At 56.7% G+C, this 26,605-nt stretch carries 22 protein-coding genes and 1 riboswitch; of the genes, 10 read left to right on the top strand and 12 right to left on the bottom strand.

The window, feature by feature from the left end:
* Window positions 1-41 precede the first annotated feature (41 nt).
* Complete coding sequence (locus tag CA264_RS08715) at window positions 42-1,220, top strand: C40 family peptidase (protein WP_025606389.1); 1,179 nt, start codon at window positions 42-44, stop codon at window positions 1,218-1,220.
* Window positions 1,221-1,296: 76 nt separating this feature from the next.
* Here CA264_RS08715 and CA264_RS08710 read toward each other — a convergent pair whose 3' ends face one another.
* Window positions 1,297-2,346: a serine hydrolase domain-containing protein gene (locus CA264_RS08710; protein WP_025606388.1), complete on the bottom strand. Its 1,050-nt coding sequence runs from the start codon at window positions 2,344-2,346 to the stop codon at window positions 1,297-1,299.
* A gap of 276 nt (window positions 2,347-2,622) precedes the next feature.
* Between CA264_RS08710 and CA264_RS08705 the strand changes: the two genes are divergently transcribed.
* Window positions 2,623-3,882 (top strand): DUF819 family protein, encoded by a 1,260-nt coding sequence (locus CA264_RS08705; RefSeq protein ID WP_025606386.1) that lies wholly within the window; start codon window positions 2,623-2,625, stop codon window positions 3,880-3,882.
* A gap of 481 nt (window positions 3,883-4,363) precedes the next feature.
* Here CA264_RS08705 and CA264_RS08700 read toward each other — a convergent pair whose 3' ends face one another.
* Window positions 4,364-5,284: an N-acetylmuramoyl-L-alanine amidase gene (locus CA264_RS08700; RefSeq protein ID WP_025606384.1), complete on the bottom strand. Its 921-nt coding sequence runs from the start codon at window positions 5,282-5,284 to the stop codon at window positions 4,364-4,366.
* Window positions 5,285-5,456: 172 nt separating this feature from the next.
* Window positions 5,457-5,559: riboswitch (SAM riboswitch) on the top strand.
* Window positions 5,560-5,799: 240 nt separating this feature from the next.
* Between CA264_RS08700 and CA264_RS08695 the strand changes: the two genes are divergently transcribed.
* Complete coding sequence (locus tag CA264_RS08695; protein WP_025606382.1) at window positions 5,800-7,140, top strand: Na+/H+ antiporter NhaC family protein; 1,341 nt, start codon at window positions 5,800-5,802, stop codon at window positions 7,138-7,140.
* A gap of 101 nt (window positions 7,141-7,241) precedes the next feature.
* Here the strand turns inward: CA264_RS08695 and CA264_RS08690 are convergent, their stop codons facing one another.
* The 6 genes from CA264_RS08690 to CA264_RS08665 are packed head-to-tail and all read right to left on the bottom strand — an operon-like array spanning window position 7,242 to window position 13,304.
* Window positions 7,242-8,573, bottom strand: coding sequence for a DUF58 domain-containing protein (locus tag CA264_RS08690; protein WP_025606380.1), 1,332 nt, complete (start codon window positions 8,571-8,573; stop codon window positions 7,242-7,244).
* Window positions 8,573-9,565 (bottom strand): AAA family ATPase, encoded by a 993-nt coding sequence (locus CA264_RS08685; RefSeq protein ID WP_025606379.1) that lies wholly within the window; start codon window positions 9,563-9,565, stop codon window positions 8,573-8,575. The genes CA264_RS08690 and CA264_RS08685 overlap by 1 nt, the downstream gene beginning before the upstream one ends.
* 3 nt (window positions 9,566-9,568) lie before the next feature.
* Window positions 9,569-10,753: a DUF4350 domain-containing protein gene (locus CA264_RS08680; RefSeq protein WP_025606377.1), complete on the bottom strand. Its 1,185-nt coding sequence runs from the start codon at window positions 10,751-10,753 to the stop codon at window positions 9,569-9,571.
* Window positions 10,750-11,487, bottom strand: coding sequence for a DUF4129 domain-containing protein (locus CA264_RS08675; protein ID WP_025606375.1), 738 nt, complete (start codon window positions 11,485-11,487; stop codon window positions 10,750-10,752). The genes CA264_RS08680 and CA264_RS08675 overlap by 4 nt, the downstream gene beginning before the upstream one ends.
* Window positions 11,471-12,367, bottom strand: coding sequence for a hypothetical protein (locus tag CA264_RS08670; protein WP_025606373.1), 897 nt, complete (start codon window positions 12,365-12,367; stop codon window positions 11,471-11,473). The genes CA264_RS08675 and CA264_RS08670 overlap by 17 nt, the downstream gene beginning before the upstream one ends.
* Entirely contained in the window at window positions 12,342-13,304 is a 963-nt protein-coding gene (locus CA264_RS08665; RefSeq protein WP_025606372.1) for a stage II sporulation protein M, read from the bottom strand. The genes CA264_RS08670 and CA264_RS08665 overlap by 26 nt, the downstream gene beginning before the upstream one ends.
* Before the next feature lie 79 nt (window positions 13,305-13,383).
* Between CA264_RS08665 and CA264_RS08660 the strand changes: the two genes are divergently transcribed.
* Window positions 13,384-14,100, top strand: a complete 717-nt coding sequence (locus CA264_RS08660; RefSeq protein WP_025606370.1) for an RDD family protein — start codon at window positions 13,384-13,386, stop codon at window positions 14,098-14,100.
* A 192-nt stretch (window positions 14,101-14,292) separates the two neighbouring features.
* Here CA264_RS08660 and CA264_RS08655 read toward each other — a convergent pair whose 3' ends face one another.
* From CA264_RS08655 to CA264_RS08640, 3 genes are all read right to left on the bottom strand, one after another.
* A complete protein-coding gene (locus CA264_RS08655; protein ID WP_025606369.1) occupies window positions 14,293-14,958 on the bottom strand; it encodes a hypothetical protein in 666 nt (221 codons plus the stop codon).
* Window positions 14,959-15,219: 261 nt separating this feature from the next.
* The gene (locus CA264_RS08645) at window positions 15,220-16,524 is read right to left on the bottom strand and encodes an NCS2 family permease (protein WP_025606366.1); all 1,305 of its coding nucleotides are present in this window, start codon (window positions 16,522-16,524) and stop codon (window positions 15,220-15,222) included.
* Window positions 16,525-16,749: 225 nt separating this feature from the next.
* The gene (locus tag CA264_RS08640) at window positions 16,750-17,517 is read right to left on the bottom strand and encodes a S1/P1 nuclease (protein WP_025606364.1); all 768 of its coding nucleotides are present in this window, start codon (window positions 17,515-17,517) and stop codon (window positions 16,750-16,752) included.
* Between the two features lie 202 nt (window positions 17,518-17,719).
* On the opposite strand from CA264_RS08640, the gene CA264_RS08635 reads away from it, so the two are divergent.
* Window positions 17,720-18,157, top strand: coding sequence for an acyl-CoA thioesterase (locus tag CA264_RS08635; protein ID WP_025606363.1), 438 nt, complete (start codon window positions 17,720-17,722; stop codon window positions 18,155-18,157).
* Window positions 18,158-18,281: 124 nt separating this feature from the next.
* Here the strand turns inward: CA264_RS08635 and CA264_RS08630 are convergent, their stop codons facing one another.
* A complete protein-coding gene (locus CA264_RS08630; RefSeq protein WP_084196241.1) occupies window positions 18,282-20,747 on the bottom strand; it encodes a penicillin-binding protein 1A in 2,466 nt (821 codons plus the stop codon).
* 167 nt (window positions 20,748-20,914) lie between these two features.
* On the opposite strand from CA264_RS08630, the gene CA264_RS08625 reads away from it, so the two are divergent.
* The 5 genes from CA264_RS08625 (at window position 20,915) to glgX (ending at window position 26,483) form a co-directional block, all read left to right on the top strand.
* The gene (locus tag CA264_RS08625) at window positions 20,915-21,307 is read left to right on the top strand and encodes a hypothetical protein (protein ID WP_025606360.1); all 393 of its coding nucleotides are present in this window, start codon (window positions 20,915-20,917) and stop codon (window positions 21,305-21,307) included.
* Between the two features lie 178 nt (window positions 21,308-21,485).
* Entirely contained in the window at window positions 21,486-21,668 is a 183-nt protein-coding gene (locus CA264_RS08620) for a hypothetical protein (protein ID WP_025606359.1), read from the top strand.
* A gap of 50 nt (window positions 21,669-21,718) precedes the next feature.
* A complete protein-coding gene (locus CA264_RS08615; RefSeq protein ID WP_025606357.1) occupies window positions 21,719-23,176 on the top strand; it encodes a potassium/proton antiporter in 1,458 nt (485 codons plus the stop codon).
* 65 nt (window positions 23,177-23,241) lie between these two features.
* On the top strand, window positions 23,242-24,006 hold the full coding sequence (locus CA264_RS08610; RefSeq protein ID WP_025606355.1) for an oxygenase MpaB family protein: 765 nt from the start codon (window positions 23,242-23,244) through the stop codon (window positions 24,004-24,006).
* A gap of 344 nt (window positions 24,007-24,350) precedes the next feature.
* Window positions 24,351-26,483 (top strand): glycogen debranching protein GlgX, encoded by a 2,133-nt coding sequence (glgX, locus tag CA264_RS08605; RefSeq protein ID WP_025606353.1) that lies wholly within the window; start codon window positions 24,351-24,353, stop codon window positions 26,481-26,483.
* Window positions 26,484-26,605 lie beyond the last annotated feature (122 nt).

Genomic DNA, 26,605 nt, shown 5'->3' with positions numbered 1-26,605 from the left:
CCGCTGCAGGCAAAATTTGCAGCGCAGGCAGTAATAAAAACATGATGAAAAAGAACTATCTTATTTTTGCCCTTGGCCTCCTGATGGCCTGCTCTCCGGGAAAAGAAACCACGGTTTCTTCAGCCTCTGATCTGGAGCCGCACATAGAAAACGTCCGTCAGCAGTACGCGCCGGATAAGCGTGTCGCGCTGTTCAGCGTGGAGCAAAGAGGCGAGGTGCTGGCCGGTGAAACGAACATGCCGGCGGCAAAAGCGGAGTTGCTGAATAAGCTTAAGGCAGAAAACATCAGCTATGTAGACAGCATACAGGTACTGCCGGCGGCGGATCTCGAAGGAAAGAACTTCGGTGTGATCACGATATCGGTTGCCAACCTGCGCTCCGATCCGAAGCACCCAGCCGAGCTGGCCACGCAGGCCACGATGGGTACGCCGGTGCAGGTGTATAAAAAGAAAAGCGGGTGGTACCTGGTGCAAACCCCGGACAAGTACCTCGCTTGGGTAGATGCCAGCGGCGTTACGCTGATGGACAAAACCACCTTCGATGCCTGGCAGAAAAGCCCGAAACTGCTCTACACCAAACCGTACGGCTTTGCCTATGAAGGCACCAGTACCGCGGGGGGTACCGTGTCGGATATGGTGTACGGCGATGTGCTGGCGCTGAAACAGAAGCAGGGCAACTTCTACGAGGTGTCTTTCCCGGATGGGAGAACCGGTTTTGTGCCTGCCTCAGAAGCTGTGAAGTATGATGAGTGGGTGGCCAGCCGCCAGCCCAACGGCGATAACCTCGTGAGCACGAGCAAGCAGCTCCTGGGCCTGCCGTACCTGTGGGGCGGCACTTCGTTTAAAGGCGTAGACTGCAGCGGCTTCACCAAAACAGTGTACTTTATGAATGGCCTGGTATTGCCGCGTGATGCCTCGCAGCAGGTACACATCGGGGAGTTAGTTGATACCTCCAACGGCTGGGATAACATGCAGCCAGGCGATCTGCTGTTCTTCGGGGTGCCGGCCACCGACGACAAGTCTGAGCGGGTGGTGCATGTGGGGATGTGGATCGGCGGCGATCAGGAGTTTATTCACTCTGCGGGCCGTGTGCGCATCAGCAGTATGAACCCAAGCGCTGCGAACTTTGATGAGTCGGAGCTGAAGCGTTTCCTTCGCGCCAAGCGCGTTACTCCGGAGGATGCCGTGGTCGATCTTCGTGAGACCAACCTGTATCAATAAGAAAAACAAGATTTTATACTTTGAAGAGGCGTCGGGAGGCGCCTCTTTTTTTGTTTCTCCCGTAGGCGTTCAGCGGTTAACGCGTCAGCTGTTGCAGGTGCCTTACCAGGGGCGAACCAAGGCATAGCTCCGGAAACTGCGCTAACGCATCTAATAACTCACCCAGAAAAGCCCAGTTGTCGGCGATGTTGGAGAAGCAGGCGATCAATACCTCACGCTGCGGTAGCCGAATCACGAGGTTGGTGAAGCCCGAGGTATCGCCGCTGTGGAAGAACTCGCGGGTGCCATTGCCTACCTCGGCAAAGAACCAGCCCATGTGGTAATGCCAGCCCTGCGTACGGTCGATAACGCTTGGATTGGTGTTTGGTGTGATTGTTATGTTAAATACAGTATTGCCCGAGAGAGCCTTATGCCACTTCTGGTAATCGGAGAGGGAGATGTAAATGCAGCCATCCCCGCGGGTGGCGGTTCCGATACCCTGGTCCGAAAGTACAAGCTCGCCACTTTCACTAAACGCATAACCCATCGCCCGGTGGGGAATATCGGCAGCTGGGTGGTACAGCCGGGAGTTGTGCATATGCAGCGGCCGGAAAATGTGCTCCTGCAGGAACTCAGCGTAGGCCATGCCGGAAACACGCTCCACTAAAAGGCCCAGCAGCACATAGGCTGTGTTGCTGTAGCGGTATTGCGTGCCGGGGGAGAAGAGAAGGCGCTGCTGTGCTGCCGTAAGCTGCAGTACGTCCTCATCGGTCAGTTGTATTACCTGGCTGGCAGGTAGGTGCTCTTCGAAGTCCGGCAGCCCGGAGGTGTGGTTCAGCAGGTGGTTCAGCGTTGCTTCGGCAAAGTGTGCCAGCTCCGGGAAGTATGCACAGAGGCTGTCTGTTAGATGCAAGGCATTTTTCTGGGAAAGCAGGTGCACACACATCGCCGTAAACTGCTTCGACACGGAGGCCATCCGGAAGTTTGTGGAAGGGGTGAGGTCGGCGCCGGAGCCAACATCGGCCAGGCCCGCGCTGCCCTGGTACAGTGGCTCGCCTGCTTTAGCCACCAGCACGGCTGCACCGGGGCTGTTGTTGCGGTAGTTGCTGTGTAGTAAACGGTCAAGGCTTTCCTGGAGTGTGGGCATGGCGCTGGGTTGTACTGTTTTATACTTGCTTAACGTGCCAAAAATAGGAAAGCGGGAGAAGAAACCAGCTGTTGCGCCTGCTCTTTTGCACCGGAACGCTTCCTGCCGAACAAAATTTGCCTTAAATCGGCCGCAGGTGTTGGCAATGGGCGTTTGTAGTTCTAACTTTAAAGCTTCTGACCGGTAGCGTCCCGGCCCCGAACAGGTGATCCGAGTGAGGCTGCAACCGGCTCAGAGCGAAACATTCACCCTTAACGACTAACACTAAACCAACCCATGACCGAATCTAGCGCTCCGCTGATTACGAATGAGGCCGTGGTGCTGGGCATCCTGCTCGTCATCCTGGCTATCGTCTTTCAAACCTCCGCCAGTTCCAACCGCTTTTGGCTTAAGTTTTACAAGGTAGTGCCGTCGGTGCTGCTGTGCTACTTCCTGCCGGCCCTGCTCAACACGTTTAACATCATCTCAGGCGAAACCTCGCAGCTGTACTTTGTGGCCTCGCGCTTCTTTCTGCCTGCCTCGCTTATCCTGCTCACCCTCAGCATCGACTTTAAGTCGCTGCGCATGCTGGGCAGCAAAGCGGTGATCATGTTCTTTGCCGGTACGGTAGGGGTGATGCTGGGCGGCCCGCTGGCGCTGTTCCTGGTCGGCTCTGCCTTTCCGGATGTGCTGTACACCGGGACCGATGAAGTATGGAAAGGCCTGTCCACGATCTCCGGAAGCTGGATAGGCGGCGGCGCAAACCAGGCGGCCATGCTGGAGGTTTTCGGTGCGAGCAAGGAAGCCTTTGGGCAGATGATTGCGGTAGACGTGCTGGTGGCCAACGTGTGGATGGGCTTCCTGCTGTACTGGTCGCAGAAGCCGGAGAAGATCGACAAGCTGCTGAACGCCGATAGTCGCCCGATCAGGGAGCTGGAGGAGCGCCTGGAGGGCCTGCAGGCGGGCAAGCGCGTTATCCCTACCGCCACTACCACCATGATCGTGCTGGGGGTTGCGTTTGGCTTTACAGGGCTGTCGCATTTCCTGGCCGATATCATTGCGCCGTACTTTGCCGAGAACTTCCCGGCGCTGGAAACCTACTCTATCACCAGCGGCTTTTTCTGGCTGGTGATCCTTGCCACCACGGCCGGGCTGGTGCTTTCGTTTACCAAAGCCAGTGAGCTGGAGAGCTATGGCGCCTCGCGCTTCGGCACCGTTTTCCTGTACTTCCTGGTGGCCACCATCGGCATGAGCATGGACCTGGCCGCTGTGCTGGATAACCCGAAGCTGTTCCTGGTGGGGGCGCTCTGGATCATCTTCCACATCATCATTATGCTGGTGGTGGCGCGTATTATCCGGGCACCTTTTTTCTATGTGGCGGTGGGCAGCCAGGCCAACATCGGCGGGGCAGCCTCTGCACCAATCGTGGCGGTGGCCTTCAACAAGTTTCTGGCGCCGGTGGGCGTGCTGCTGGCCGTGCTCGGGTATGCCGTGGGCACCTATGGCGCTTACCTCTGCGGGCTGATGCTGCAGTATGTATGGAACATGCTGGCCTAGGCAAGTATAGCTTACATGAATCGGCCCCGCCAGGAGATCGTTATCTTCTGCCGGGGCCGGTTTGTTTTGGAGCTTCTGTGGATGAGTATGATAAATTCTCTTGGTGTGTGCAATTTTTTTTTGCGCTAACTGCCGCTGCTTTCTGCTACTTGGAATGAGCTATACTTTCTGGCTGTTGTTCATCCTTCAGGTTCGCTTCTGCTAAGTTTCACTTCTAGCTTTGGTGCGCTCCCGGCCGCGGGGCCTCGTCTTCCCGCATCGCGCTGTGTATCTTTCCTGCCTAACGGCTGCCGCTCGCGCGGCACCGGAAAGCTACAAGGCGCTCAACGGAAAGACTGGGATCATTTCCAATAGCCACGGCTGACGGAGCTTCTGCCAAGCCCCCTTTGAAAGGGGTAGAGAGATAAGCGTGCGCTTCAATCAACCGTTAGGAAGCTTCAAATTGCACATCACAGCTTGTGTTAGTTTCAAGAAGTAACTGCTACAAATACTTTTGGTACAGGTTGTAAAGTACGATTTTGTCTTTTGCCGTCAGCACCGTGTCTACCTCGTGTTGGATAAAGTGCAGCTTAAACGCCTTGATGGCGGCTGGCATGTCGCGGGTATCGTAGCCAATGATGCGGAGCGCGTCCTTGGGGTTAAAGTGAGGAGGAATGGTGGAAACAGAGTCGGTCGGCTGCAGTATAAGCGCAGGTTTTGTGCCGGTGCTGTCGAGAACCGTGATCGGCGCGGCCGGCTGCAGGTACTTCTCCACCACCCCCTCGTCGTACCACAGGCCGTACCCGGCATCCGCCAGTTTCTTCCACGGGAAGGTGCGGTTCGGGTCGTTCTTGCGCGTCGGGGCAATGTCAGAGTGGCCTATGAAGTTGGCGGCCGGGATGCCGTGCGTCTCCTTCAGCATGGCAAGTACGTCCAGCAGGCTGTTGATCTGCTCCTCCGAAAAAGGCTCCAGCCCGTTGTTGTCCAGCTCAATGCCGATGGAGGAGGAGTTCAGGTCCCGGTCGTTGCCCCAGCGGCTGTTGCCCCCGTGCCAGGCGCGCAGGTTGTCGTTCAGCATGTGGTATACTTTGCCGTCGCGGCCGATCACATAGTGCGCGCTCACCTGGGTCTTCGGCATCGTAAACGTCTTGAGCGTGTGGTCGGTGGAGTTCTGCGCCGTGTGGTGAATTACCACGAAGTTAGGGCGCCGCATGCTGAAGTTGGTGGTGCCCACCCAGTAATCCCCCTGCTGCAGGCGCTCCTCGCCTGGGATAGTGGCCGGAACTGTGCGGAGCTGCCTGGCGTAGGTCTTCAGCTGTTTCTTGTGCGCTTTGTTGGTGCTGGCATAAGGGTTTTTGGTACAGGCGGTAAAGCTGGCGCTCGCCAGCAGCAGGGCAAAAAAAGCAGTAGCGGTATACTTCATATTGGTTGTTTTGGGTGATTTTTCAGAACATTAAACTTGCCGGATTTTCGGCACAGATGCAAGTTTAGACACTGAATAATAGCCGTACTGGAATATAAATGTTCTTAGAAGTTTCCGAAAAGGTTTGATTTTGTCGCGCGGCTGCTTTTACCTTTGTGGCATCTTTATGCAAGATTTATAAAGAAGAGGGGAGAGAGCAGGCTCAGCGAACCTCTAGCAACCACGGCCGCGGCCGTAAAGGTGCTAACACCTGCCCAGTTTGGGACCTATAAATTTAACCTCATGCACCTGTTACACCAGCTTTCCGCTATTCTTTTCCGTGCCTTTACCGCAACGCCTGTGCGCGCCTGCTACTGTTGTTACTGCTGTTGAGGGTAAGCCTTTTCTTCGGTCACTGAACCGCACCCCGTCGCTTTTCTGCAGGGGATAAAACTAACTGTACATTCTTTTCATTAACCGGGCGTGGCTGCTGCAAGTACTTGGTACCTGCTCCTGCCTTTCGCTTTCATCTATACATGCAACATATTCAGAAAACAGGGGGATGGGCCCTTGTGCCTTTCCTGGTGTTTGTGCTTACCTTCCTGGGGGCAGGCATCCTTTTAAATGATTTTTATGCACTTCCTGCGCCTGTGGCCGTTTTGCTGGGCATTGTTTCGGCCTTTTTTATACTTCGTGGTTCTACGGAGGCGAAAGTGGCGGCGCTTATCCGGGGCTGCGGCGACTCCAAGATCGTTACCATGTGCCTGATCTACTTGCTGGCAGGCGCGTTTGCCACGGTAACAAAGGCCGTGGGCGGGGTAGACGCCACCGTTAACCTGGGCCTCAGCGTGCTGCCGGTGCAGTACCTGGCGCTGGGCGTGTTTCTGCTGGCGGCTTTCCTTTCCACGGCGACAGGAACTTCGGTCGGTGCCATTGTGGCGCTGGGCCCGATTGCGGTAGGGCTGGCAGAGCAAAGCCATACGTCGCTGCCCTTGCTTTTGGGAGCCTTGCTGGGCGGCGCGATGTTCGGCGATAACCTCTCGTTTATCTCCGACACCACGATTGCCGCCACGCAAACCCAGGAGTGCAGCATGCGCGATAAGTTCAGGGTAAATATTTTGATTGCAGGCCCGGCGGCCTTGGTAACCATAGGGTTGCTGCTGTTTACAGGCTGGAACACGGCCGGAACGCCGGAAAACCTGCTGCCTGAGCTGCACGCCGCTTCTTTCTGGCAAATAGCGCCTTACCAGCTTGTGATTGTGCTGGCCGTGTCCGGTGTGAACGTGTTCGTTGTGCTGACGGTCGGCACCCTGGCGTCCGGGGCGGTTGGGTTGGCAACGGGGCACCTGGAGGTGCTGTCGTTCGGCCGCAGCGTGTACGAAGGCTTTACAGGCATGATCGAGATTTTCCTGCTTTCCATGCTCACAGGCGGCCTGGCTCAGATGGTGAACGAGGCAGGCGGAATTGCCTTCCTGCTGCAGCGCGTGAGCAAAGCCACCCGCGGTTTCCGCTCTGCGCAAACAGGCATACTGGCGCTGGTAGGCGGCACCAATACGGCCATCGCCAACAACACGGTCTCTATTGTGGTCACGGGGCAAGTGGTGAAGGAGGTGAGCCGGAAATACAGCATCGATAAGCGCAAAACCGCAGCGCTGCTTGACATCGCTTCGTGCGTGGTGCAGGGCCTGTTGCCGTACGGCGCGCAGATCCTGATCCTGCTCAGCTTTACCGAGGGGCAGCTGAGCTTCCTGGACCTCTGGGCCTCCGCCTGGTATCTGTACCTGTTACTGCTGTTCAGTTTGGTGGCTATCTACACACCACTCGTGGACAGGTTTTTGGCCAGGCAGCCTGCCGCTGCGCCCGCTGTGGCGGCATAACGCATAAACACGCATTACTCTCACCTTAAATACATCCGCAACTATTCTAACTTTACTAACCTTACCAAAAAAGGGAGACAAGCTTTGTCTCCCTTTTTTTATCAGATCAGGCCCCGTGCTTTTAGCTCCAGGTATTTGTTGATGGTGTTCACCGTCAGGTCCTGGGGTGGGGTGAGGATGGTGTGGATGCCGTGCTGGCGCAGTACCTTTACCACTTTTCGCTTATCATAGCTGAACTTCTGCGCGATGGCCTTGGTGTATACTTGCGCTGTGTTGGTGGCAGGCCGGCGCAGCACCTCATGCAGCTCGGTGTTTTCAAAGAAGATGACCACCAGCAGGTGGTGCCGGGCCAGGGCGCGGAGGTATGGGAGCTGGCGTTCTGCACCGTTGAGGGTTTCAAAGTTGGTGAACAGCAGGAGCAGGCTTCGCTGTTTCAGGGAGTGGCGCACCGTGGTGTAGAGGCGCTCGTAGTCTGTTTCCTGGTAGAGGGTTTTCTGGTTGTAGAGCAACTCCAGAATACGGCGCAACTGGTTTTCTTTGCGCTGTGCCGGGAGTATGTTGCTGATCTTGTCGGAGAAGGTGATGACGCCGGCCTTGTCCTGCTTTTTGAGGGCGATGTTGGAGATAACGAGAGAGGCGTTGATGGCGTAGTCCAGCAGGGTGAGTTCCTCGAAGGGCATCTGCATCACCCGTCCCTTGTCGATCAGGCAGTATACCTGCTGCGACTTCTCATCCTGGTAGCTGTTCACCATTAGGTCGGCTTTGCGCGCCGTGGCTTTCCAGTTGATCGTCCGCTGGTCGTCGCCGGCGACGTAGGGGCGTACTTGCTCAAACTCGGAGCTGTGGCCCATGCGGCGCACTTTTTTTACCCCCACCTCATGGAGCCTGTTGGATACGGCCATCAGCTCGTACTGCCGCATCTGCACAAAAGATGGGTACACCGGCACCTCCTGGTCCTGCGCGAACCTGTAGCGCCGCTTCACAAGCCGCAGCGGGCCCATCGCAAACACGTTGATCGCGCCGAAGCTGTAGCTGCCCCGTTTGGTTGGCCGCAAAGTATACAGGATAATGTGCGTGCGGCCCTTCGGGATCTGTGCCTGAAACAGCGTGTCGCGCTTCTGGAACTGGAAGGGCAGCTCGTCAATCACCTCCGTGCGCACCGCAAAGCTATACCTGTTCTCGAGGTACAGGTGTATTTCGTTATCGCTGCCGTTGGAGAGCTTCTCCTGCATGGAGCGGCTGGCATGCATCCCGGCTTTGTTGCTGTAGAGCATGAGCAGGTCCACGAGGGTGAGCAGCAGCAAAACCGCAGTGCCGACCTTGGCAACCACCAGTAGCACCGGCACAAAAAACGCCACCACAAAAAGGCACACCAGCGCAGCCAGGTTCAGGTACAGGCGGTTTGTAAAGTATAAACTGCGGATAAAAGCCACTAGCGCGGTACCTCTATTTTCTGAACGATCTGTTTGATGACCTCATCCGGCGTGATGCCCTCCATCTCACGCTCCGGCGTCAGCAGGATGCGGTGGCGCAGCACCACCGGGGCCAGCTCCTGCACTTCCTCCGGCGTCACGAAACCGCGGCCGCGCAGGGCCGCCATTGCTTTGGCGCTGTTGAGCAGGGCAATGGAGGCACGCGGCGAAGCGCCCAGGTAAAGCGACCTGTTCACCCGCGTTTCCCCGATGATCTGGGCGATGTATTCGATCAGTTTCCGATCCAGGTGCACGGCCTGCACGGCTTTTCGCAGCTCCAGCAGTTGCGCTGCCGATAGCACCGGCTGTACCCGCTCCAGGTCTTTCCTGAGCGCAGCGCCTTTGTGCTGCAGCTCCAGTATCGCCACTTCCTCCTCCAGGCTTGGGTAATCTACCAGCACCTTAAACATAAAACGGTCCAGCTGCGCCTCGGGCAGGCGATAGGTTCCTTCCTGTTCAATCGGGTTTTGGGTAGCCAGCACCACAAAGGGCGCAGCCAGGGGATACACACGGCCATCGTGGGTAATGTGCTGCTCCTCCATCACCTCAAAAAGCGAGGCCTGTGTTTTGGCAGGGGCGCGGTTGATTTCGTCAATCAGAACGATGTTCGCGAAGATCGGCCCCTGCTTGTACTCGAAGGTGGCGCTGCCGGGGTGAAAGACAGAGGTGCCCAGCACATCGGAGGGCATCAGGTCCGGCGTGAACTGTATGCGGCTAAAATCCACCTGCACGGTGCGGGCCAGCAGTTTTGCCGTCAGTGTTTTGGCGATGCCGGGCACGCCCTCAATCAGCACATGCCCTTCGGCAAGCATGGCCACCAGCAACAGCTCGATAAGTTTTTCCTGCCCCACAATAATCTGGCGGAGCTCCTGCTTTATACGTTCGGTGGCTGTGCGCAGGGCCGTATAATCTGTTTTGTTTTCCTGGGTGGCGGTGAGTAGGTCTTCTTGCATAAGCTATACCGGGGCTTGTGGCCCAAAGGAGGTTTGTCTGTGAAATTCTTCTAAATAACTATTCAGCATCAAAAGTGTCTGGTCGCTGAGGGCATCGCTGCGGTGGATGCTGTCGATAAGGTTAAACAGCTTGCCGACCAGCTCTTCGCTGGCGCCGGACTTGCTGATGACCCGCTCCCGCAGCTCCGCATCCTGCTCGTTGGTTTGAATGTGATAGTTCAGGCGCAGGTGCTCCAGGAAATAGGCGATTTTTTTCTCGGCGATGTTCTTGTGGCTGCCCTGGTTAAAGTATAAACTGCTGATGGCCTGCACGAAGTCCAGCGTGGTATTGCGGAGCGGCTCCAGCACCGGAATGACGCGCTGCGTGCGTTTGCTCTGGAACAGCAGGAAAAGCGCCAGCGTCAGCAGCGCCAGGTAGTAGGCCCAGGTCAGGGGCTCGTGGCGCATTAGCACCCGGAACACGGACTGGTCCTCCGGCCGGCCCTGGTTCTGGTACTCATCCCACAGCACCGGCTGCACCGGCAGGTAGGAGAGGGCCGTGGCGGCGTAACCGCTCTGGTTCAGGGTCAGGAGCTGGTAGTTGGAGAAAGCCAGTGGGACGGAGCTGAGGTAAAAGCTCCCTTTGCCATAGGGCAGCCTTGCCAGGTTTGGCAGGCCCGCCTTGTTTTTGCCCAGTACCGTATACCTGGCGGGTTTCTCCAGGCGCAGGAAACGGGCGTTGTTGTTCGGCGGGAAAGTATACACCTGCTGCTGCTGGCCGGTAAAGAAAAAGGCGGTGGAGTCGGGGGAGGTGGTGTTGAGGAAGGCGGTGCTGAAGTGCAGCGTGTCCTGCAGTTCATCCGTAAACTCCTCCGCGGCGATAAACACCTGGTTCCCCCGGGCTACAAAGTCCAGCAGCCGGTCTATGTCCAGACTATCCGCCGTAAAAAACTTGCTTACAAAAACGTAGTTGCCGTGAAGGGTGCTGTCCTGCAGCAGCGTGTAAACCGGCTCCCGCACGGGCTGGATTCGCTGGCCCGGGAAAAGGCCGGGCAGCAGCTCGTACAAGGCGAAGGTGCCGTACGGGATTTTGTCTTCGCGCGAGAAGGTCTGCGACCAGTCCACCTGTTTCGGGCGGAAGTACTCCAGCAGCACCAACGCTCCGAAGAGCAGCACGATCAGGGCGATATATCTGCGGTAGCCTTTCATGCGTGCTGCTTTACGCGTGCGTCAAACTGTTGAAACTCGGCTTGTGCCGAGGCAAAGAACTCCTGCCCCAGCCCCGCTCCGCCGTACCACACGTACTCAAACATGCCCGTGAGCTGTTCAAACTCCTGGCGGATGGCGGCGGGTTTAATCTCTGCTATGTAGCTGCGGTTTGTTTTCCCGGGTTGCCAGTTTATCAGCCCCAGGTCTGTGAGCTGTTTCAGGCTTTGCAGGTAGAGCAGGCGCACAGCCTTGCGGTAATTCTGCTGTGCCACGGCTTCCTCCAGCAGGGCGACCATGTCCATCTCATGGATGTTCTCGTCCAGCACCTCGTACGGGGTGGCTATACTTGCTGTTTTCCTCCCGAACAGGCTGCCGATGTCCACGTGCTGCATTTTCACGACGAGGTATACGATGGCCGCGGCGATAGCCAGGTAAATGAGCACCTGCCACAGCCCGCTGGCGCTGCCCCGGTAAAACACCTCCTCCAGCCATTGTTGTAAGCGACGCTTCAGCCGCTCCCAAAACGTGTTGGCCGGGCGGGCTTCCTCGTAGTACTCAAAGTCCTCATTGGCGCGCAGCTCCTCCAGCTTTGCCTGGTCGAAGCGGCGCATTACTTCGGGGGAGAGGCTTACAGCGGTGCTGTCTTGCGCAAGGGCATGCGCTGCCGGGCCAAAGCTCAGCAGCAGGCAAAGTATAAGCTTGGTAAAGAAGAAGTGCCTAATACGCTCCCTCATTCGCGCTTGTGTTCAGGTCGTTGCGGCCGATCAGGTCCACCTGCTCCAGCAGACCGATGCCGTCCTTCTGCTCCACCAGGTTGAAGTACTGGAAGCCCAGCGCGATCATGGAGATGGTATAGGTGAAGGTGGTCAGCACTGTAGACAGCGCGTTGGCGGCCACCAATAGCACATCGCTCTCGGTGCCCGGCACCTGCAGCGCCTTCAGTACCAGGACCACTCCCAGCGGAAGGGCGGCCAGCCAGGCAACAACGCTCTGGATAATGCCCGCCACGATGATAAGGCCAAAAGTGGCCCACCAGTTGCTCTTTACAAGGTAAAAGCAGCGCTCCACCGTGTCGATAAAGCCGGTCTCCTCGCGCACCATCACGATGAGGAAAAGGGAGAGCACCACGCCCAGGTAGAGGCCCAGGCCGAAAAGAAACACGCTTAGGAAGCTCACCACACCGATCGCTAAGCTGGAGTAAGTGGCCTGCAGCAGGTTGTTTTTAAGGTGATGCCACACGGCGGCCGGGGTTACCTCGCCTTCCTCATCCATGTAGGCCACCATGTAGCTGTACACCGTCAGGGCGACCACAATGTAGCAGAAGAAGGTGAAAAACAGCATGATGATGTAGTTCAGGGAAGTCACCTGGTTAAAGAAGTTATACTCACCCATCGTCTCCATCTCATACGCCCCTCCGCCTGTCAGCGTCTTTAGCATGCGCGATTGGTAGAGGCCCGAGAAGAGGCCCGTCAGCAGCGCCACCGGTGTCACGTAGAGCAAAATGGCCTTGCCAAGCGGTTTAAAGTTCTGTTTGATAAAGGCAAAGGTGGCATTCAGCTTATCCCCGAAATCCCTTTCCTGTCTTAAGTTAATTTTCTGGTCGGTCTGTAACATGTTGCTTGTGCAGTGAACCTGGGTAAAGTATAAAGTAGTAGATGATAAACGCTGCTGAGGCAAGTATAATAAAGAGGCTGAGCGCCAGCGGCATATCGGTATGGCGCGTCACAAAGCCCTCCAGAAAGCCAGCTGCCATAAATATCGGTACCAGGCCTACCGCAATTTTGAGCCCCTGTCTGGCCCCCCGCTTAAAGGAGTGCAGGCGGGAGTAGGTCTTCGGGAAAAGCAGGCTGTTGCCCATCACAAAACCGGCGCAACCGGCAATTACGATCGCCGAAATCTCCAGCGTGCCGTGAATCCAGATGGTGAGCGCAGAGGTGAGCAAGAGCCCCTGTTTGTAAAAGAAGTACTGAAAGGCTCCCAGCATCACCCCGTTCTGAAACAGGACCCAAAACGTGCCGATGGAGAAGAATACCCCCAGCACAAAGGCCATAAAGGCCACTTTTATGTTGTTAAAGGTGATGAACAGGAACATCTCTGCTTCCCCTTCACGCTTGTAAACGGCCATCGGGTCTCCGTTGCGGATGTTCTCCAGCGTCATGTTTACGTAGCTGTCGCCAAGTATGAGCCGTACAAAGGTGTCATCCAGCGCGGCAGAGAGCGCCCCGATGCTACAAGCCACGGCAAACACCAGAAAAGCGTAGAGCAGCTGGCGGTGGTGCTGCCGGAAAAGGAAAGGCAGTTCATACTTCCAGAAGCGGAGGAAGCGGTTCTGGCTTTCTTTTTTGTTCTTGTAGATCGCCTGGTGTGTGCGGCCGGCGAGAGCGTTGAGGTAACTGGTAGTGTCAGACTCCGGGTAGAAGGTGCGGGCATAGGCCAGGTCGTCGGTAAGCTCTATGAACCTGTCTGCCAGCGCGTCAGGGCTGCTGGTCTTCTCGGTTTCGTAGGACTTCCACTTAAGTTTGTTTTTTCGGATAAAGGCTGCCTCGCGCACAGGTACTGTGTTTTGTACTGAACCAAATATATGTATATTGTGATGTAAAAAAAATGAAAGCAAACTTATTTTAGATAAAATGAATACCATTAAAATCCGGACTACCCAGCATGTGGAGGTGGCGTATCCTGTGGCCAGTGTGGGCGATCGCATCGTGGCCCACCTGATAGACCTGGTGGTGTATTTTGTATGGTGCGTGATGTGGGCCATCGTGAAGGAAATGACCGATATGGTGGGGGAAGTCTTTCTTGCCATCGTCGTGATGCTTCCCATCGTGTTTTACCACTTGTTATGCGAGATCTTCCTGCACGGCCAGAGTATAGGAAAAATGGCCCGCGACATAAAAGTGGTGAAGCTGAACGGGGAGGCTCCCTCAATAGGGGATTACCTGCTGCGCTGGGTGTTCCGCCTCATCGATACCACCATCTCTCAGGGCTTTGTCGCCGTTGTCACCATTGCCGTGAGCAACAAGGGCCAGCGCCTCGGCGACATGGCGGCCGGTACCAGCGTGATCAGAATGCGTGCCGTACGCAGGCGGGAGGCCGTAGCGGTGAACATCGAGGAGGGGTACCAGGTCCGCTTCCCCGAAGTGCACCTGCTCACCGATACGGATGTAGCGCTAATCCGAAAGCTCCTTTTTAAAGCGGAAAAGTATCATAACTATGAGCTGCTCGAGAAGATGGCGGAGCGGGTAAAGGAAATTACGGGCATCCAGACCGATATGGCAGAGTGGGAGTTTCTGCAGACAGTTGTGAAAGACTACCACCATTACACCCACGGGGATATAGTGGTATAGCTAAGAAGTGAATGCCGCATAAGCTAACACGGCAGCAACGGAAGTATGGCCCTCCGGCTCAGTCGGGTGCAAGGCTCCGCACCATTGATAGCCACACGTGTGAAGGCCAGCGCCAGATGGATAGGTGTGAAGAAACAAAAAGCCCCGGCTACGTTACAGTAACCGGGGCTTTCTGTTGATACGCTTCAGCGCTTAAAGCTGCGGCTGTTTTTTAACGGAGGCTAACTGCTGCTTCAGTTCCTCTACGCGGTTCAGCTCGGTTTGCAGCTCGCGCTTTATTTTAAGCTCGCGCTCGCGGGCACTTTTCTTGTATTCATTCAGCTCCAGCTCCATCTCGTCGGAGGCTTTGCGCTTTTCGTTGGCTACTATCTTGCTGCTTCTGTGCTGTACCAGCATCACGCCCAGGGCAATCAGCAGGGCGATGATAATGCCGCTGTTCAGGAGCACGTAGAACTGCTTGGGTATGTCAATGCCCAACACAGCGATATGGGTGATGTCGTGCATGCTCTGCTGAATCTCAGCCTCTTTCTGCTCCATGCTTTGCTTCATGGCCTGCAGCTGCTGCTCCTGGGCAGCTACATCCTTGCGGGCCTCCTGTAGCTTCTTGTCGGCCTCTGCCTCAAAGTTGTCCAGCTTTTTGTCTTTGGCAGCTACCGTCTCCTGCACGCTTTTCCAGAAAGCCTCCAGGGTGTTGATCTTCACTACCTTGTAACCCTGCCAGCTGTTGGAGTTGTTTTTCAGGTTGTTAAATTGCTGTTCCAGCTTGTTGGTTGCAGGTGCTTTTTCTGCGGCAGTACCTTGTGCCTGTACGGCGGAAACAGTGCACATAAGCGCCAGGGAGAAAAAGAGTGCCTTCATAATGTAAAATTTTGGTTTGGACTAATTTTAGTTTACTGATGCGGGGCATCCGGCAGGTGAAGATACGCAATTATACCTTTTGGAGCACAGAAACCTTAAAGGGTTAACCAGCAAACAGGTGTATTATTGTAAAAACCTGCTAAAAATTAACCTGCCGCAGCTCTACACCGAACAGAAGTATGGCAAAAGCAAGTTCATTGTGTGGAAAGTTTCCACAGGTAGCGGGCTTTACCCCTTCGTGCCGCGCACAGAGGTCTGGTGCTAGTGCTGCAGAATGGCTAGGATCGCAAAGATATTGATCACCCAAAGCATCCAGCTGATCTCGTTGCGCTTGCCGGTCACAAGCTTCAGGGCCGTCCAGCACAGGAAGCCCCAGATAATGCCCTGCGTAATGGAGTAGGTAAAGGGGATGAGCACCATGGCCAGGAAAGCAGGGATGGCGTCATCCATCTTAAACCAGTCTATTTTGGTTACCGGCCGCACCATAAAGGCCCCCACCAGCACCAGCGCCGGCGCGGTGGCAATCGGGGGAATCATGGAAAGCAGCGGCGCCAGGAAAAGGAACGGCAAAAAGAGCGCCCCGCCCACAACCGCTGTAAGCCCGGTGCGGCCGCCCATTTCTATGCCCACCGCAGACTCCACGTAAGCCGTTCCGGGGCTGGAGCCCACCAGGCCCGCCAGTGTGGTGGCTACGGCATCGGTCGTGAGGGAGCGCTGCACGTTTTGCGGCTCCCCGTTTTCGTCCATGAGGTTGGCGGCCTCGGCCAGCCCCACAAACGTGGAGACACTGTCAAACATATCCGTGAACACAAAGGCGAAGATCACCGGCACAACCGAAAGCTTAAACGAATTGATCAGGTCCAGCTGGAACAGGAGGCTGAAATCTGGTGCAGCCACAAGGCCCTGCCAGGTGATGAGCGGGGCCAGGTCCGTGCCCCACCAGCGGCCGATCGGGTAGGAGGCCAGGGTGGTGAAGAGGATGCCCAGCAGGATGCCCCCTTTCACGTTGCGGACGATGAACACCGCCGTTAAAAGCAGCCCGGCCAGGAAGGTAAGCAGGGCAGGGGTCATGGGGCTGATGCCGATGATAGTGGAAGGGTTAGCCACGATGAATTTTGCGTTGGCAAAGCCGATAAGCGTGATGAACAAGCCGATGCCGGCGGCAATGGCGTAGCGCAGCGGCTTGGGAATTGCCCGCACAATAAGCGTGCGCACGTTAAAAAGGGAAAGCAGGAGAAACACGACGCCCGACCAGAACACCGCCCCCAGTGCCACCTGCCACGAGATCCCCATGCCCAGCACGGCCGAATAGGTGAAGAAGGCGTTCAGCCCCATGCCGGGGGCAACCAGAATGGGGTTGCGCGCATAGAAGCCCATCATAACGCTGCTGAAAAAAGACACCAGCACCGTGGCCGTCAGGACTCCAGAAAAAGGCATGCCCGCCTGGCTCAGGATCGTAGGGTTCACTACAATAACGTAGGCCGTGGCCAGGAAAGAGGAAACGCCCGCCAGCACCTCCGTTTTCACATTTGTGTTGTGTCGATTCAGGTGGAAGTATGACTCCATGTTGCTTTGTGTTGATGTTTAAGAAGGGCCTTCTGAAGAGACAGAAGCAGAGAAGCCCAAAAGTAATAAAAACCTCTGAGTTGGTACGGCTTGCGGCGCTTTATGATAACACGGCCTGCACAATTAAGCCAAGGCAGACGCCAGGACGAACCGCCCTAAAAAGCAACAGCCACAGCGGCTCCTGTAGCGGAGCGGCTGTGGCTGTTAGGAACGTCCATCCGATGCTTATCCGTAGATCTCGTTGAGGAGGCCGGCCAGGCGGATACCCGCCTGCAGTAGGCGCTGCTCTACCAGGTCATAGTTCTCATACGCATAGCGGTAGCTTAATTTCTTGTCTTCCGGCAGGTCGTACATCTGCTCGCGGTAGCTCATCGACTCCTTCGCCCAGTCCCTTACCGACGCAGACTGCCACTGCTTGACCTGCTCTTTGTTCGGCTCGCCCAGGAAGCGCACCACCTCCGTAAAGCTCAGGTTCTTACTGTCGATCATGTCGCTGTCCCACACGCGGTGCAGGTTAGACGGCTGGTAGAACCACTGTACCTTCACCGCGTTGCCACCCTGGTCGTCGTAGCCGCCCACGTGCATCGGCTGGTGGATATCCCCCACCAGGTGCACCAGAAACTTCACGTACTCCTGCTCCTGCTCCTTCGTCAGGTTGCCGGCTTTCAGGGCCTTCGAAACTTCCTCAATCTTGCCGATCACATCCCCGTGCGGGTTTTTCTCCGTCTCTTCGTAAGATTTTCCGTCCGGGATAGTCACCCAGTGCCAGTCATGGGTATGGTCATAGGCATGGTCACTCTTGATATCATCCATCCACACAGAAACCTCTGCCAAGGTGTTCTCTTCCAGGAGTTTCAGAATCTTCTTCTTTGCCTTCTTGCTCAGGTGCTGCTCAGCGACAAGGCCAACGGCGCGGTGTCCGTTCTGGCCCCAGGCAAAGGCCTGGCTGGTAAGCAGTAGGCACAGGAAGAAAACACTTGCTAATTTTTTCATGGCTATACTTAATGGTTGATTGTTGCGATTGCAAAACAACAAAATTTATGCTGAACTGTGTTAGCGCAAATCATTTTTTAGGTGAATTACCGGAAAAAGGGCGCAGCTGTGGCTTTAAGGTCCTCTCTGGAAACCAAAATTGTGTTATGGGTTTAAATTGCCTGCAGCTTTTCGTATTTTAGCAAAAAACGGACAATTGACTATGGATAATGTATATGAAGGAAAGGTAATGTGGTCGCACCTGGATGCCAACATGCACATGCGCCACTCTGCCTACGCCGATTTTGCCGCACAGGCACGTATTGTGGTGCTCGACAGGCTTGGGCTGGACCTGAAAGCGTTTCAGCATTTAAAGATAGGCCCTATCCTTTTTAGGGAGGAGCTGGTGTACCTGCGCGAGGTGGGCATTAATGAGCACCTGAAGGTAACGGTGGAGCTGACCAAAAGCAGAGCCGACGGCTCCCGCTGGTCCATCCGCCACGAAGTATACCGTGCGGACGGGGTAAAAGCCGCCGTGATCAACGTGGAGGGAGCCTGGCTCGACCTGGAGAAACGCAAGCTGGCAAAGCTGCCGCAGGAGCTGGTGGAGCAGTTTAACCGACTGAACAGAAGCGAAGACTACGAAGAGCTAGCGGGCTAAACCGAGTCTGAACCCAAAGCCCTGGCGAGCAGAGGATCATAAGAAAGCGCCGGCAGAGACAGTAAACCTGACTCTGCCGGCGCTTTTTATATGGTAGCGGTTTAAGTTGGGGCTAGAGCCCGCTCTAATCCCGCTTTTTTCGCTGTTTCCGCTCCTGCCGGCGTTTCTTCCAGTTTTCCTTCCACTGCTCAAAAGTCTGGGCGGCTTTGTCGGTAACTTTGTCCAGTACGCGCTCCAGAAAGTTTTCGCGCGGCGGCTCGGCCCGGAAAGACGCACAGTTTAAGCTGGCCTGCAGGCTGGGGGGGAGCGGCTCAAAGTGGCTGTTGTAGTACCCTTTATAAGCCGGGTCGATGGCGATGCGGCGGATAAAGTCTCCCCAGATCGGCAGGGCCGTGTGTGAGCCCTGCCCCAGCGCCAGCGTCCGGAAGCGCACTTCCGGGCTCTCGCCACCAACCCAGACGCCGGTTACCAGCTGCGGCGTTATTCCGATAAACCATCCGTCGGCGTGCTCCTGGGTGGTGCCCGTTTTTCCGGCGATATCCATTTTCAGGCCGAACTGTGAGCGCAGTTTGGCGGCACTGCCCTCTTCCACCACGCCCTGCATGAGGTGCAGCATTAAGGCGGCCGTTTTCTCCGAAAGTACCTTTTTCGCTCCCTCTCCCGCACGGTGCTCACGCAGCACCTTGCCATCCCGGTCGGTGATCTTCTGGATGTACACCGGGTCCACCTGATAGCCGCGGTTGGCGAAGGTGGCATAGGCGGTCACCATCTCCAGCAGCGATAGGTCGGCGGTACCGAGGGCCAGCGAAGGCACCTCCGGAAGGTCTGAGCTGATGCCCAGGCGGTGCGCCATGGCCACGGTTTTGCGCACGCCCGCCTTCATGATGAGCTGAGCCGACACCGTGTTAACGGAGTGCGCCAGGGCACCGCGCATGGTATACTCGCCGCCGTACTGCTCTGAGGCATTGCGTGGAGACCAGTTATCATACTCCGGGTAAGTAATGCGCTCATTCGGGAAGTAGTCGCAGGGTTGCAGGCCCTTTTCCAGTGCGGCAGCGTACACAATGGGCTTAAAGGTAGAGCCCACCTGGCGCTTGGCGCGCACATGGTCATACTTAAACACGTGGTGGTTTATGCCGCCGACCCAGGCGCGCACGTACCCCGAGTGTGGCTCCACGGATAACAGGCCCGTGTTCAGGAAGCGCTGGTAATAGGCGATGGAGTCCAGCGGGCTCATGGTCTTCTTGTCGGTGCCGCCCCAGGCATACACCTGCATCGGCACCGGCTCCCGGAACGCGGCGGCAATATCGGCCTCCGATTTTCCTGCCTCCTTCATTTTTCTGTAGCGGTCGGAGCGCTGCATGGCCACCTGTAACACATTGGAGCTCCGGCCCCAGGGTGCCCGCCCGCGCCAGTGCGCGTCGAACTGTTTCTGCAGTTGCGCCATCTGCTTGCGCACGGCCGCTTCGGCATGGCGCTGCATGCCGGCATCAATGGTGGTATAGATCTTCAGCCCGTCGGTGTAGAGGTTGTAGGTTTCCCCGTTTCCCTTTTTCTTGCCGGCGGCCCACTCCACCAGCTCCTGCCGTAGCTGCTCCCGGAAGTAGGGTGCAATGCCGTCGTTGTGGGTGGTGTAGTTATAGTCGAGTTGTAGCGGCAGCTGTTGCAGGGAGTCGGCCTGGGCGGGGCTGAGAAATTCATACTTGGCCATCTGCGCCAGCACCACGTTACGGCGCGTTCTGGAGCGCTCCAGGTGCAGGCGCGGGTTATAGGTGGTGGTGGCTTTCAGCATTCCAATCAGCACGGCGGCCTCCTCGGGCTTCAGTGAGTCGGCGGAGGTGTTGAAGAAGCGGTGGGAGGCGCGCTCAATACCGTACAGGTTGCCGCCCATGGGCACGGTGTTCAGGTACAGCTCCAGTATTTCTTCTTTGGAGTACAGGCTCTCCAGCTTCCGGGCGATGATCATCTCGCGCAGCTTGTTGACGGGCATGTCCCAGAGCCAGTAGTTCTTACGCGGGTACAGGTTCTTGGCCAGCTGCTGGCTCAGCGTGCTGCCGCCGCCGGAGCTCTCGTTCTGCATCAGCAAAGACTTTATAAAAACGCGGGCCAGGCTGCGTGCATCTACGCCGCTGTGCTCATAAAAGCGCACGTCCTCTGTGGCAATCAGGGCATCTATGGCGGCAGGGGAGATGTCGGCAAACTTGACGTTGGTCCGGTCCTGGATGTAGTAGCGGCCCAGCAGCACGCCATCGGCCGAGTAGACTTCCGAGGCGGTGTTATTGTGCACCGACTTCAGCTCCTTGGTGGAGGGCATGCCTCCCAGAAAGCCAGCGTAGACGGCGAAGTAGAAGAGGACCAGCACCAGAACCCCGAAGAGCGCCAGCTTGTAAAAGGCCCTGAGCAGGAACCTGTAGTCAGAGCGGCTGCGGCTCTCCTGCCACTCGGCCCATTTCTGCTGCCAGTAGGTGCGGGTGAACTTGGGTTTCTGGCTCTGCCAGAAGGCAGACAGCTCGCCGTGCACCAGCCGCACAAAGGGCGCCATTATTTTGGTGATGATGAATTTTAGTATCTTATTCAGCGTACGCCTCATATTCTGTGTTCGTGCCTGGTTTGCTGCCGCAGCGGTGATGGTGGCGAAACATGCAAACGAGTAAAGTGCAAATTTGGGTGCAACGCCTGTCAATTAGCAAAGCCTGTGCCATTGCCCACGCGCTCCGGTGCTGCAAAGGTAAAGTATAATTCTTTACCTTTGCAGCGATGCTCTGTACCCGTACTATCCGACGCCACTGGCTTAAGTACCCGCTGATGTGGGTGATGCTGTTTTGGGCCCTGACCATGCCGGGGCACGAGGTGATGGTATACGATTACCTGGTGCAGGGCTCCGTCGCCAGCTCTGTTTTGCGCCTCGCGCCCGCCCATGTGCAGGAAAACGAGCAGGCTGTAAAACCGCAGCCGGTACAGGTCTTCGATCACGCCGAGTCGGCCCCCGTGCTGGTGGTGAAGCAGGTGCTGCAGGCGGTAAAGCTGCTGTTGCTGCCCCTTTTTGCCGCCCTTGCCCGTAATGCCGAGCCGGTTTATACTTGCCCGGTTACCGCTGCCGAGCTGCTGGAGCAGGTGCTGCCTGCCTCCATACTTCCCAACGCGCCCTAGCTTTTTGGTATTGCCTTTTCTCTGGTTAAGCCGGCTTCGCCTGAAGCCGGCAGTGCTTTCCTGCGCGCGCCGGAGAAATCCTTCAGCCCCTGTTTCGGGGCAATCTTTTTTTTACTATTCCTGTACCGGCGGCGCTGGCTAAGGCGCTGCTGTAACACATTGTTTATACTTTTCAGCTATGGCAGAACTGTCTGTTATTACTTCTATACTTGCTATGACAGGCCTTCTGGTGGGCCTGTTCTCCCCAAGGCGTAGCCTGTGGTGGTACTATGGCGTGCCTAGCCGGGGCGCTGTACTGCGTATTTACCTGTTGGTGCTACTGCTCTCTTTTCTGGTGCATGCTGTAAGCAAGGGAGTTTAACGTAAAGGAACATGCGGCTGCGGCCGTATTACAGCTCAAAACCATCACTTATGAACTTTACAATTGAAGATATCCTTTTAGGCACCTCCATACTGCTCTTCCTGAGTATACTGGTCAGCAAGAGCCTGGGCCGGCTCGGTATTCCGGCGCTGGTGCTGTTCCTGGGTGTGGGGATGCTGGCCGGCTCCGATGGCATCGGCGGCATTTACTTCGACGATTCCCAAACGGCGCAGTCGCTGGGTACCGTGGCCCTGACGCTGATCTTGTTCTCGGGAGGGCTTGATACCAACTGGGCGAGCACGCGCTCGGTACTCTGGCGCGGCGTGACCCTCTCCACGGCCGGGGTGTTGGTTACGGCCCTGCTGGTGGGTGCCTTTGCCTCTTACGTGCTGCACTTTACGCTGCTGGAGGGGGTGCTGCTGGGGGCCATTGTTTCGTCTACGGATGCCGCGGCTGTGTTCTCCATCCTTCGCTCGCGCAACATCGGGCTTAAAAATAACCTGCGCCCCACCCTGGAGCTGGAGTCCGGCAGTAACGACCCCATGGCCTACTTCCTTACCGTCAGCTTTACGTTTTTACTCACCAACCAGGAGGCAAGCCTGTGGGAGCTGGTGCCCTTGTTCTTCCTGCAGATGAGCATCGGGGCCGTGATGGGGGTCGTGATGGGCAACGTGATGGCTTGGACGATCAACCGCATCAAGCTGGGGCAGGAGGGGCTGTACCCTGCCCTGACGCTGGCCATGCTGCTCTTTACCTTCGCCTTCACCAACCTGATCAACGGAAACGGGTTTCTGGCCGTGTACACTTCGGCGGTTATACTGGGCAACAGGAACTTCATCCACAAACGCAGCCTGACGCGCTTTTACGATGGGGTGGCCTGGCTCTCGCAGATCCTCATGTTCCTTACGCTGGGCTTGCTGGTCTTCCCCTCGCAGGTTGTTCCGGTGGCCGGTGCCGGTTTGCTGATCTCGCTGTTCCTGATATTTGTGGCGCGGCCGGCGAGCGTGTTCCTTAGCCTGGCCTTCTTCAACGCCTCCTGGCGCGATAAGCTGTACGTGTCGTGGGTGGGGTTGCGGGGTGCCGTGCCCATTGTGTTTGCCACCTATCCCTTATTGGCGGGGGTAGAGAAGTCGGGGCTGATCTTCAACATCGTTTTCTTTATCGTGCTGACCTCGGTTATGCTGCAGGGCACCACGCTGCAGCTTGTGGCAGACTGGCTGGGGCTGAGCGAAGTGGACGATTCGCTCAAGCGGGTGCAGCTGGGCGAGGAGCTGGGCTACGATGCCAAAAACGAACTGGTGGAGCTGCAGCTCTCCGCGGGAAGCGCCGCTGTTGGCAAGTCGCTGGTGGAGCTGCAACTGCCCAAAAGCTCTCTGATTGTGCTGATAGACCGGGGCGGCAAGTTTGTGACGCCGGTGGGGGCCACGGTATTGCAGGCTTACGACAAGCTGATGGTGATGGTAGACAGCGAGCAGGAGCTAAAACGGGTGAGGGAGCTGTTGGGCTGATTTGATTTTAGCGGCAGTTTCCATACTTCCGAGCACGAATTGGCGCTGCTGTTTGTTCAGTGTGTATGAAATATTTCGTGCCTGAAGATTCGGTGGTGCGCCAGATATGGGGCAAGAGCGACACCATCCTGTTCATATTTGCCGGAGCCTCTGCCGAGTTTGCCCTCAACAAGGCGGTCGACTGGCTTTACTTCACGGGCCGCCTGCCCGCTGATCCGCTCGGCAGGCTGTTCTCCACAGTAGGCTATGCGCGTAAAATCGTGTTCTCGGAGGAAGCGGCAGCGCACCGGGCCATCGACGCCATGGCGGCCATCCATGCCGGGGTGGAGGCAAAGCGCGGCATGTCCATCCCCGACTGGGCTTACCGCGATGTGCTCTTTATGCTGATCGATTACTCCATCCGCGCTTATGAGCTACTCGAGCGCCCGCTGGCGGAGGCGGAGCGTGCAGAGGTGTTCAGCACCTTTAACCGCGTCGGCACCCGCATGGGCATCCGGGGCTTGCCGGACACCTACAGCAAATGGCGCGTGGACCGGGAAAAGCACCTGCAGCAAAACCTGGAACGGAGCCGCTATACCTATGATCTGTACAAGCAGTACCGAAAGCACCTGGGCAGCTTCCGGTACTGGCTGTTGTTGCAGGCGCAGGTGCTGGTGGTGCCGCAGCGCGTGCGGGAGCTGCTGGGGCTGGCGCGGCTGCCGTTGCTCCTCCCGGTGCTGGGCGTGTACAAGTTCAGCCGCAGGTTTAAGGCGGAGTGGCTGCTGAAGGAAGCCATACTTCCGCCGGCTTACAAAGCAGAGATCCGGGAGCTGGATGTGGCACCTGCCTAGCATACCCTATCTGCTGCCCCAAAAAAAGCCGCTCCCTCTAAATTGGAGCGGCTTTTTTTGATATGCGTAACATCCGGTGTAAAGCAATGGTTATAGTGTGTTTAATATGTTAAGTATAGGATGGCGGCATCTGTTTTTCCGCAGCAACTTGGCAAAATCTTAGGAAGGTGGCTAACGGCATGCAGCGGCTGAGGCCGTGCCGGCAGGAGGAGGCGCTAAACTATTTTCTGAGGTTGAAAGTATAACTGTTCTACTGATTGAGAACCAAGCAACAACGTAGCATAACCGATCAGCCGGTGCTACAGGTGAATCTTGCTGGCCTGTTTACCTTAACTACACATACTATGGATATAGAGAACTACCCGGGGAGCCCGTACCCTTTGGGAGCTACCTGGGACGGAGAAGGCGTTAATTTTGCACTTTTTTCAGAGAACGCTACGGCCGTTGAGCTCTGCCTTTTTAATTCGGAGGACGACAAGACCGAGGCAGCGAAGGTGAAGATGACGGAGCGGACGCACCAGGTGTGGCACACCTACCTGCCCGGTGTGAAGCCGGGGCAGTTGTATGGCTTCCGCGTGCACGGGCCTTTCGAGCCGCACAACGGGCACCGCTTTAACCCGCACAAACTACTGCTGGACCCTTATGCCAAAGCTATATCGGGCACCATAGAGTGGCACGACGCCCTCTTCGGCTATACGATGGGAGACCCGCAGAAGGACCTGAGCTTCAGCAAGACGGACAGTGCGCAGTACATTCCCAAGACGGTGGTGATCGACCCTTCCTTTGACTGGGGAAACGACAGAAAACCCAAAATCCCTTACCACAAAACAATCATATACGAGGCGCATGTGAAGGGCTTTACCAAGCTGCACCCCGAGATACCGGAGGAGATACGGGGAACCTATGCCGGGTTGGCGCACCCTGTCACCATCAAGTACCTGAAGCAGCTGGGCATTACGGCCATTGAGCTGATGCCGGTGCACCACTTTATCACCGACCGCCACCTGGCCGATAAAAACCTGGCGAACTACTGGGGCTACAATACCATCGGTTTCTTTGCCCCGGATGTACGCTACTCCAGCAGCGGCACCCACGGGGAGCAGGTGGTGGAGTTTAAGCAGATGGTAAAGGCGCTTCACCAGGCGGGCATTGAGGTGATCCTGGACGTGGTTTATAACCACACTGCCGAGGGCAACCACATGGGGCCAACGCTCTCGTTCCGGGGCATCGACAACGCCGCCTATTACCGCCTGACCGAGGACCAGCGCTACTACATGGACTACACCGGCACCGGCAATACGCTGAACGCCAACCTCCCCAACGTGCTGCGCCTGATCATGGACAGCCTGCGGTACTGGATACTGGAGATGCACGTGGACGGCTTCCGCTTCGACCTGGCCGCCACCCTGGCGCGGGAGCTGCATGAGGTGGATCGCCTCAGCGCCTTCTTCGACATCATCCACCAGGACCCGATCATCTCGCAGGTCAAGCTTATTGCCGAGCCCTGGGACGTGGGAGAGGGAGGCTACCATGTGGGCAACTTCCCGCCGGGCTGGGCCGAATGGAACGGCAAGTACCGCGACTGTATCCGCGACTACTGGCGCGGGGCCGACAGTATGCTGGCAGAGTTCGCTCAGCGCTTTACGGGCAGCTCAGACCTGTACAAAGACGATTACCGCAGCCCGACGGCCAGCATCAACTTCGTAACGGCCCATGACGGCTTTACCCTGCATGACCTGGTGAGCTACAACGAAAAGCACAACGAGGCCAACGGCGAGGGAAACAACGACGGCGAGAGCCACAACCGCTCCTGGAACTGCGGCGTGGAGGGGCCAACGAAGGACGCGGAGGTGGTGGAGCTCCGGAACCGCCAGATACGCAACTTCATGACCACGCTTTTCCTCTCGCAGGGGGTGCCGATGCTGGTGTCCGGCGACGAACTGGGGCGCACCCAGGGGGGCAACAACAACGCGTACTGTCAGGATAACGAAATTTCGTGGATCGACTGGGGGAATGTAGACCAGGACCTGCTCTCGTTTACGCGCCGGCTCATTAGCTTCTGCAAAAAGCACCCGGTGTTTAATCGCCGCCGCTGGTTCCAGGGCAAGCCGATCAAAGGAAAGGTGAAAGACATCGCCTGGTTCCTGCCGGAGGGAAAGGAGATGACGGAGGAGAACTGGAACCATGACTTTGCCAAGTCGCTGGCCGTGTTCCTTAGCGGGATGGGGATCCATTCGAAAGGACCCAAGGGAGAGCAGGTGCAGGACGACAGTTTCTATGTCATCTTTAATGCGCACTATGAGCCGCTCAAGTATAAGCTGCCTTACGTAAAGTATGGGAAAAGCTGGACTAAGGTACTGGATACCGCCGCCCCGGATTCGCTTGATGAAGAGGAGGAAGTATACTTGCCCAACGAAACTGTAGAGGTGGCTGCCCGCTCTGTTGTGGTGCTGCACCACCAGGAGGAAAAGCGCTAGTTACCCGTCAACTAAAGTAGAAGGCAGCCTGCATACGTTGCAGGCTGCCTTTTTTATGAGGCTGTACTTCAGGAGCTTTCTGCCACTGCCTGCGCCACACCTGCTGCGGCAGAGGCTACAGC

Source organism: Pontibacter actiniarum (assembly GCF_003585765.1).
Taxonomy (GTDB): Bacteria; Bacteroidota; Bacteroidia; order Cytophagales; family Hymenobacteraceae; genus Pontibacter; species Pontibacter actiniarum.
The sequence above is the reverse complement of the archived record's forward strand: the minus strand, read 5'-3'. Positions and strand labels throughout refer to the sequence as shown.

Bases quoted from the DNA above. Each gene is read 5' to 3' on its own strand.
- CA264_RS08715 (WP_025606389.1), top strand. From the start codon at position 42: ATGATGAAAAAGAACTATCTTATTTTTGCCCTTGGCCTCCTGATGGCC.
- CA264_RS08710 (WP_025606388.1), bottom strand. From the start codon at position 2,346: ATGCCCACACTCCAGGAAAGCCTTGACCGTTTACTACACAGCAACTAC.
- CA264_RS08705 (WP_025606386.1), top strand. From the start codon at position 2,623: ATGACCGAATCTAGCGCTCCGCTGATTACGAATGAGGCCGTGGTGCTG.
- CA264_RS08700 (WP_025606384.1), bottom strand. From the start codon at position 5,284: ATGAAGTATACCGCTACTGCTTTTTTTGCCCTGCTGCTGGCGAGCGCC.
- CA264_RS08695 (WP_025606382.1), top strand. From the start codon at position 5,800: ATGCAACATATTCAGAAAACAGGGGGATGGGCCCTTGTGCCTTTCCTG.
- CA264_RS08685 (WP_025606379.1), bottom strand. From the start codon at position 9,565: ATGCAAGAAGACCTACTCACCGCCACCCAGGAAAACAAAACAGATTAT.
- CA264_RS08680 (WP_025606377.1), bottom strand. From the start codon at position 10,753: ATGAAAGGCTACCGCAGATATATCGCCCTGATCGTGCTGCTCTTCGGA.
- CA264_RS08675 (WP_025606375.1), bottom strand. From the start codon at position 11,487: ATGAGGGAGCGTATTAGGCACTTCTTCTTTACCAAGCTTATACTTTGC.
- CA264_RS08670 (WP_025606373.1), bottom strand. From the start codon at position 12,367: ATGTTACAGACCGACCAGAAAATTAACTTAAGACAGGAAAGGGATTTC.
- CA264_RS08660 (WP_025606370.1), top strand. From the start codon at position 13,384: ATGAATACCATTAAAATCCGGACTACCCAGCATGTGGAGGTGGCGTAT.
- CA264_RS08655 (WP_025606369.1), bottom strand. From the start codon at position 14,958: ATGAAGGCACTCTTTTTCTCCCTGGCGCTTATGTGCACTGTTTCCGCC.
- CA264_RS08645 (WP_025606366.1), bottom strand. From the start codon at position 16,524: ATGGAGTCATACTTCCACCTGAATCGACACAACACAAATGTGAAAACG.
- CA264_RS08640 (WP_025606364.1), bottom strand. From the start codon at position 17,517: ATGAAAAAATTAGCAAGTGTTTTCTTCCTGTGCCTACTGCTTACCAGC.
- CA264_RS08635 (WP_025606363.1), top strand. From the start codon at position 17,720: ATGGATAATGTATATGAAGGAAAGGTAATGTGGTCGCACCTGGATGCC.
- CA264_RS08630 (WP_084196241.1), bottom strand. From the start codon at position 20,747: ATGAGGCGTACGCTGAATAAGATACTAAAATTCATCATCACCAAAATA.
- CA264_RS08625 (WP_025606360.1), top strand. From the start codon at position 20,915: ATGCTCTGTACCCGTACTATCCGACGCCACTGGCTTAAGTACCCGCTG.
- CA264_RS08620 (WP_025606359.1), top strand. From the start codon at position 21,486: ATGGCAGAACTGTCTGTTATTACTTCTATACTTGCTATGACAGGCCTT.
- CA264_RS08615 (WP_025606357.1), top strand. From the start codon at position 21,719: ATGAACTTTACAATTGAAGATATCCTTTTAGGCACCTCCATACTGCTC.
- CA264_RS08610 (WP_025606355.1), top strand. From the start codon at position 23,242: ATGAAATATTTCGTGCCTGAAGATTCGGTGGTGCGCCAGATATGGGGC.
- glgX (WP_025606353.1), top strand. From the start codon at position 24,351: ATGGATATAGAGAACTACCCGGGGAGCCCGTACCCTTTGGGAGCTACC.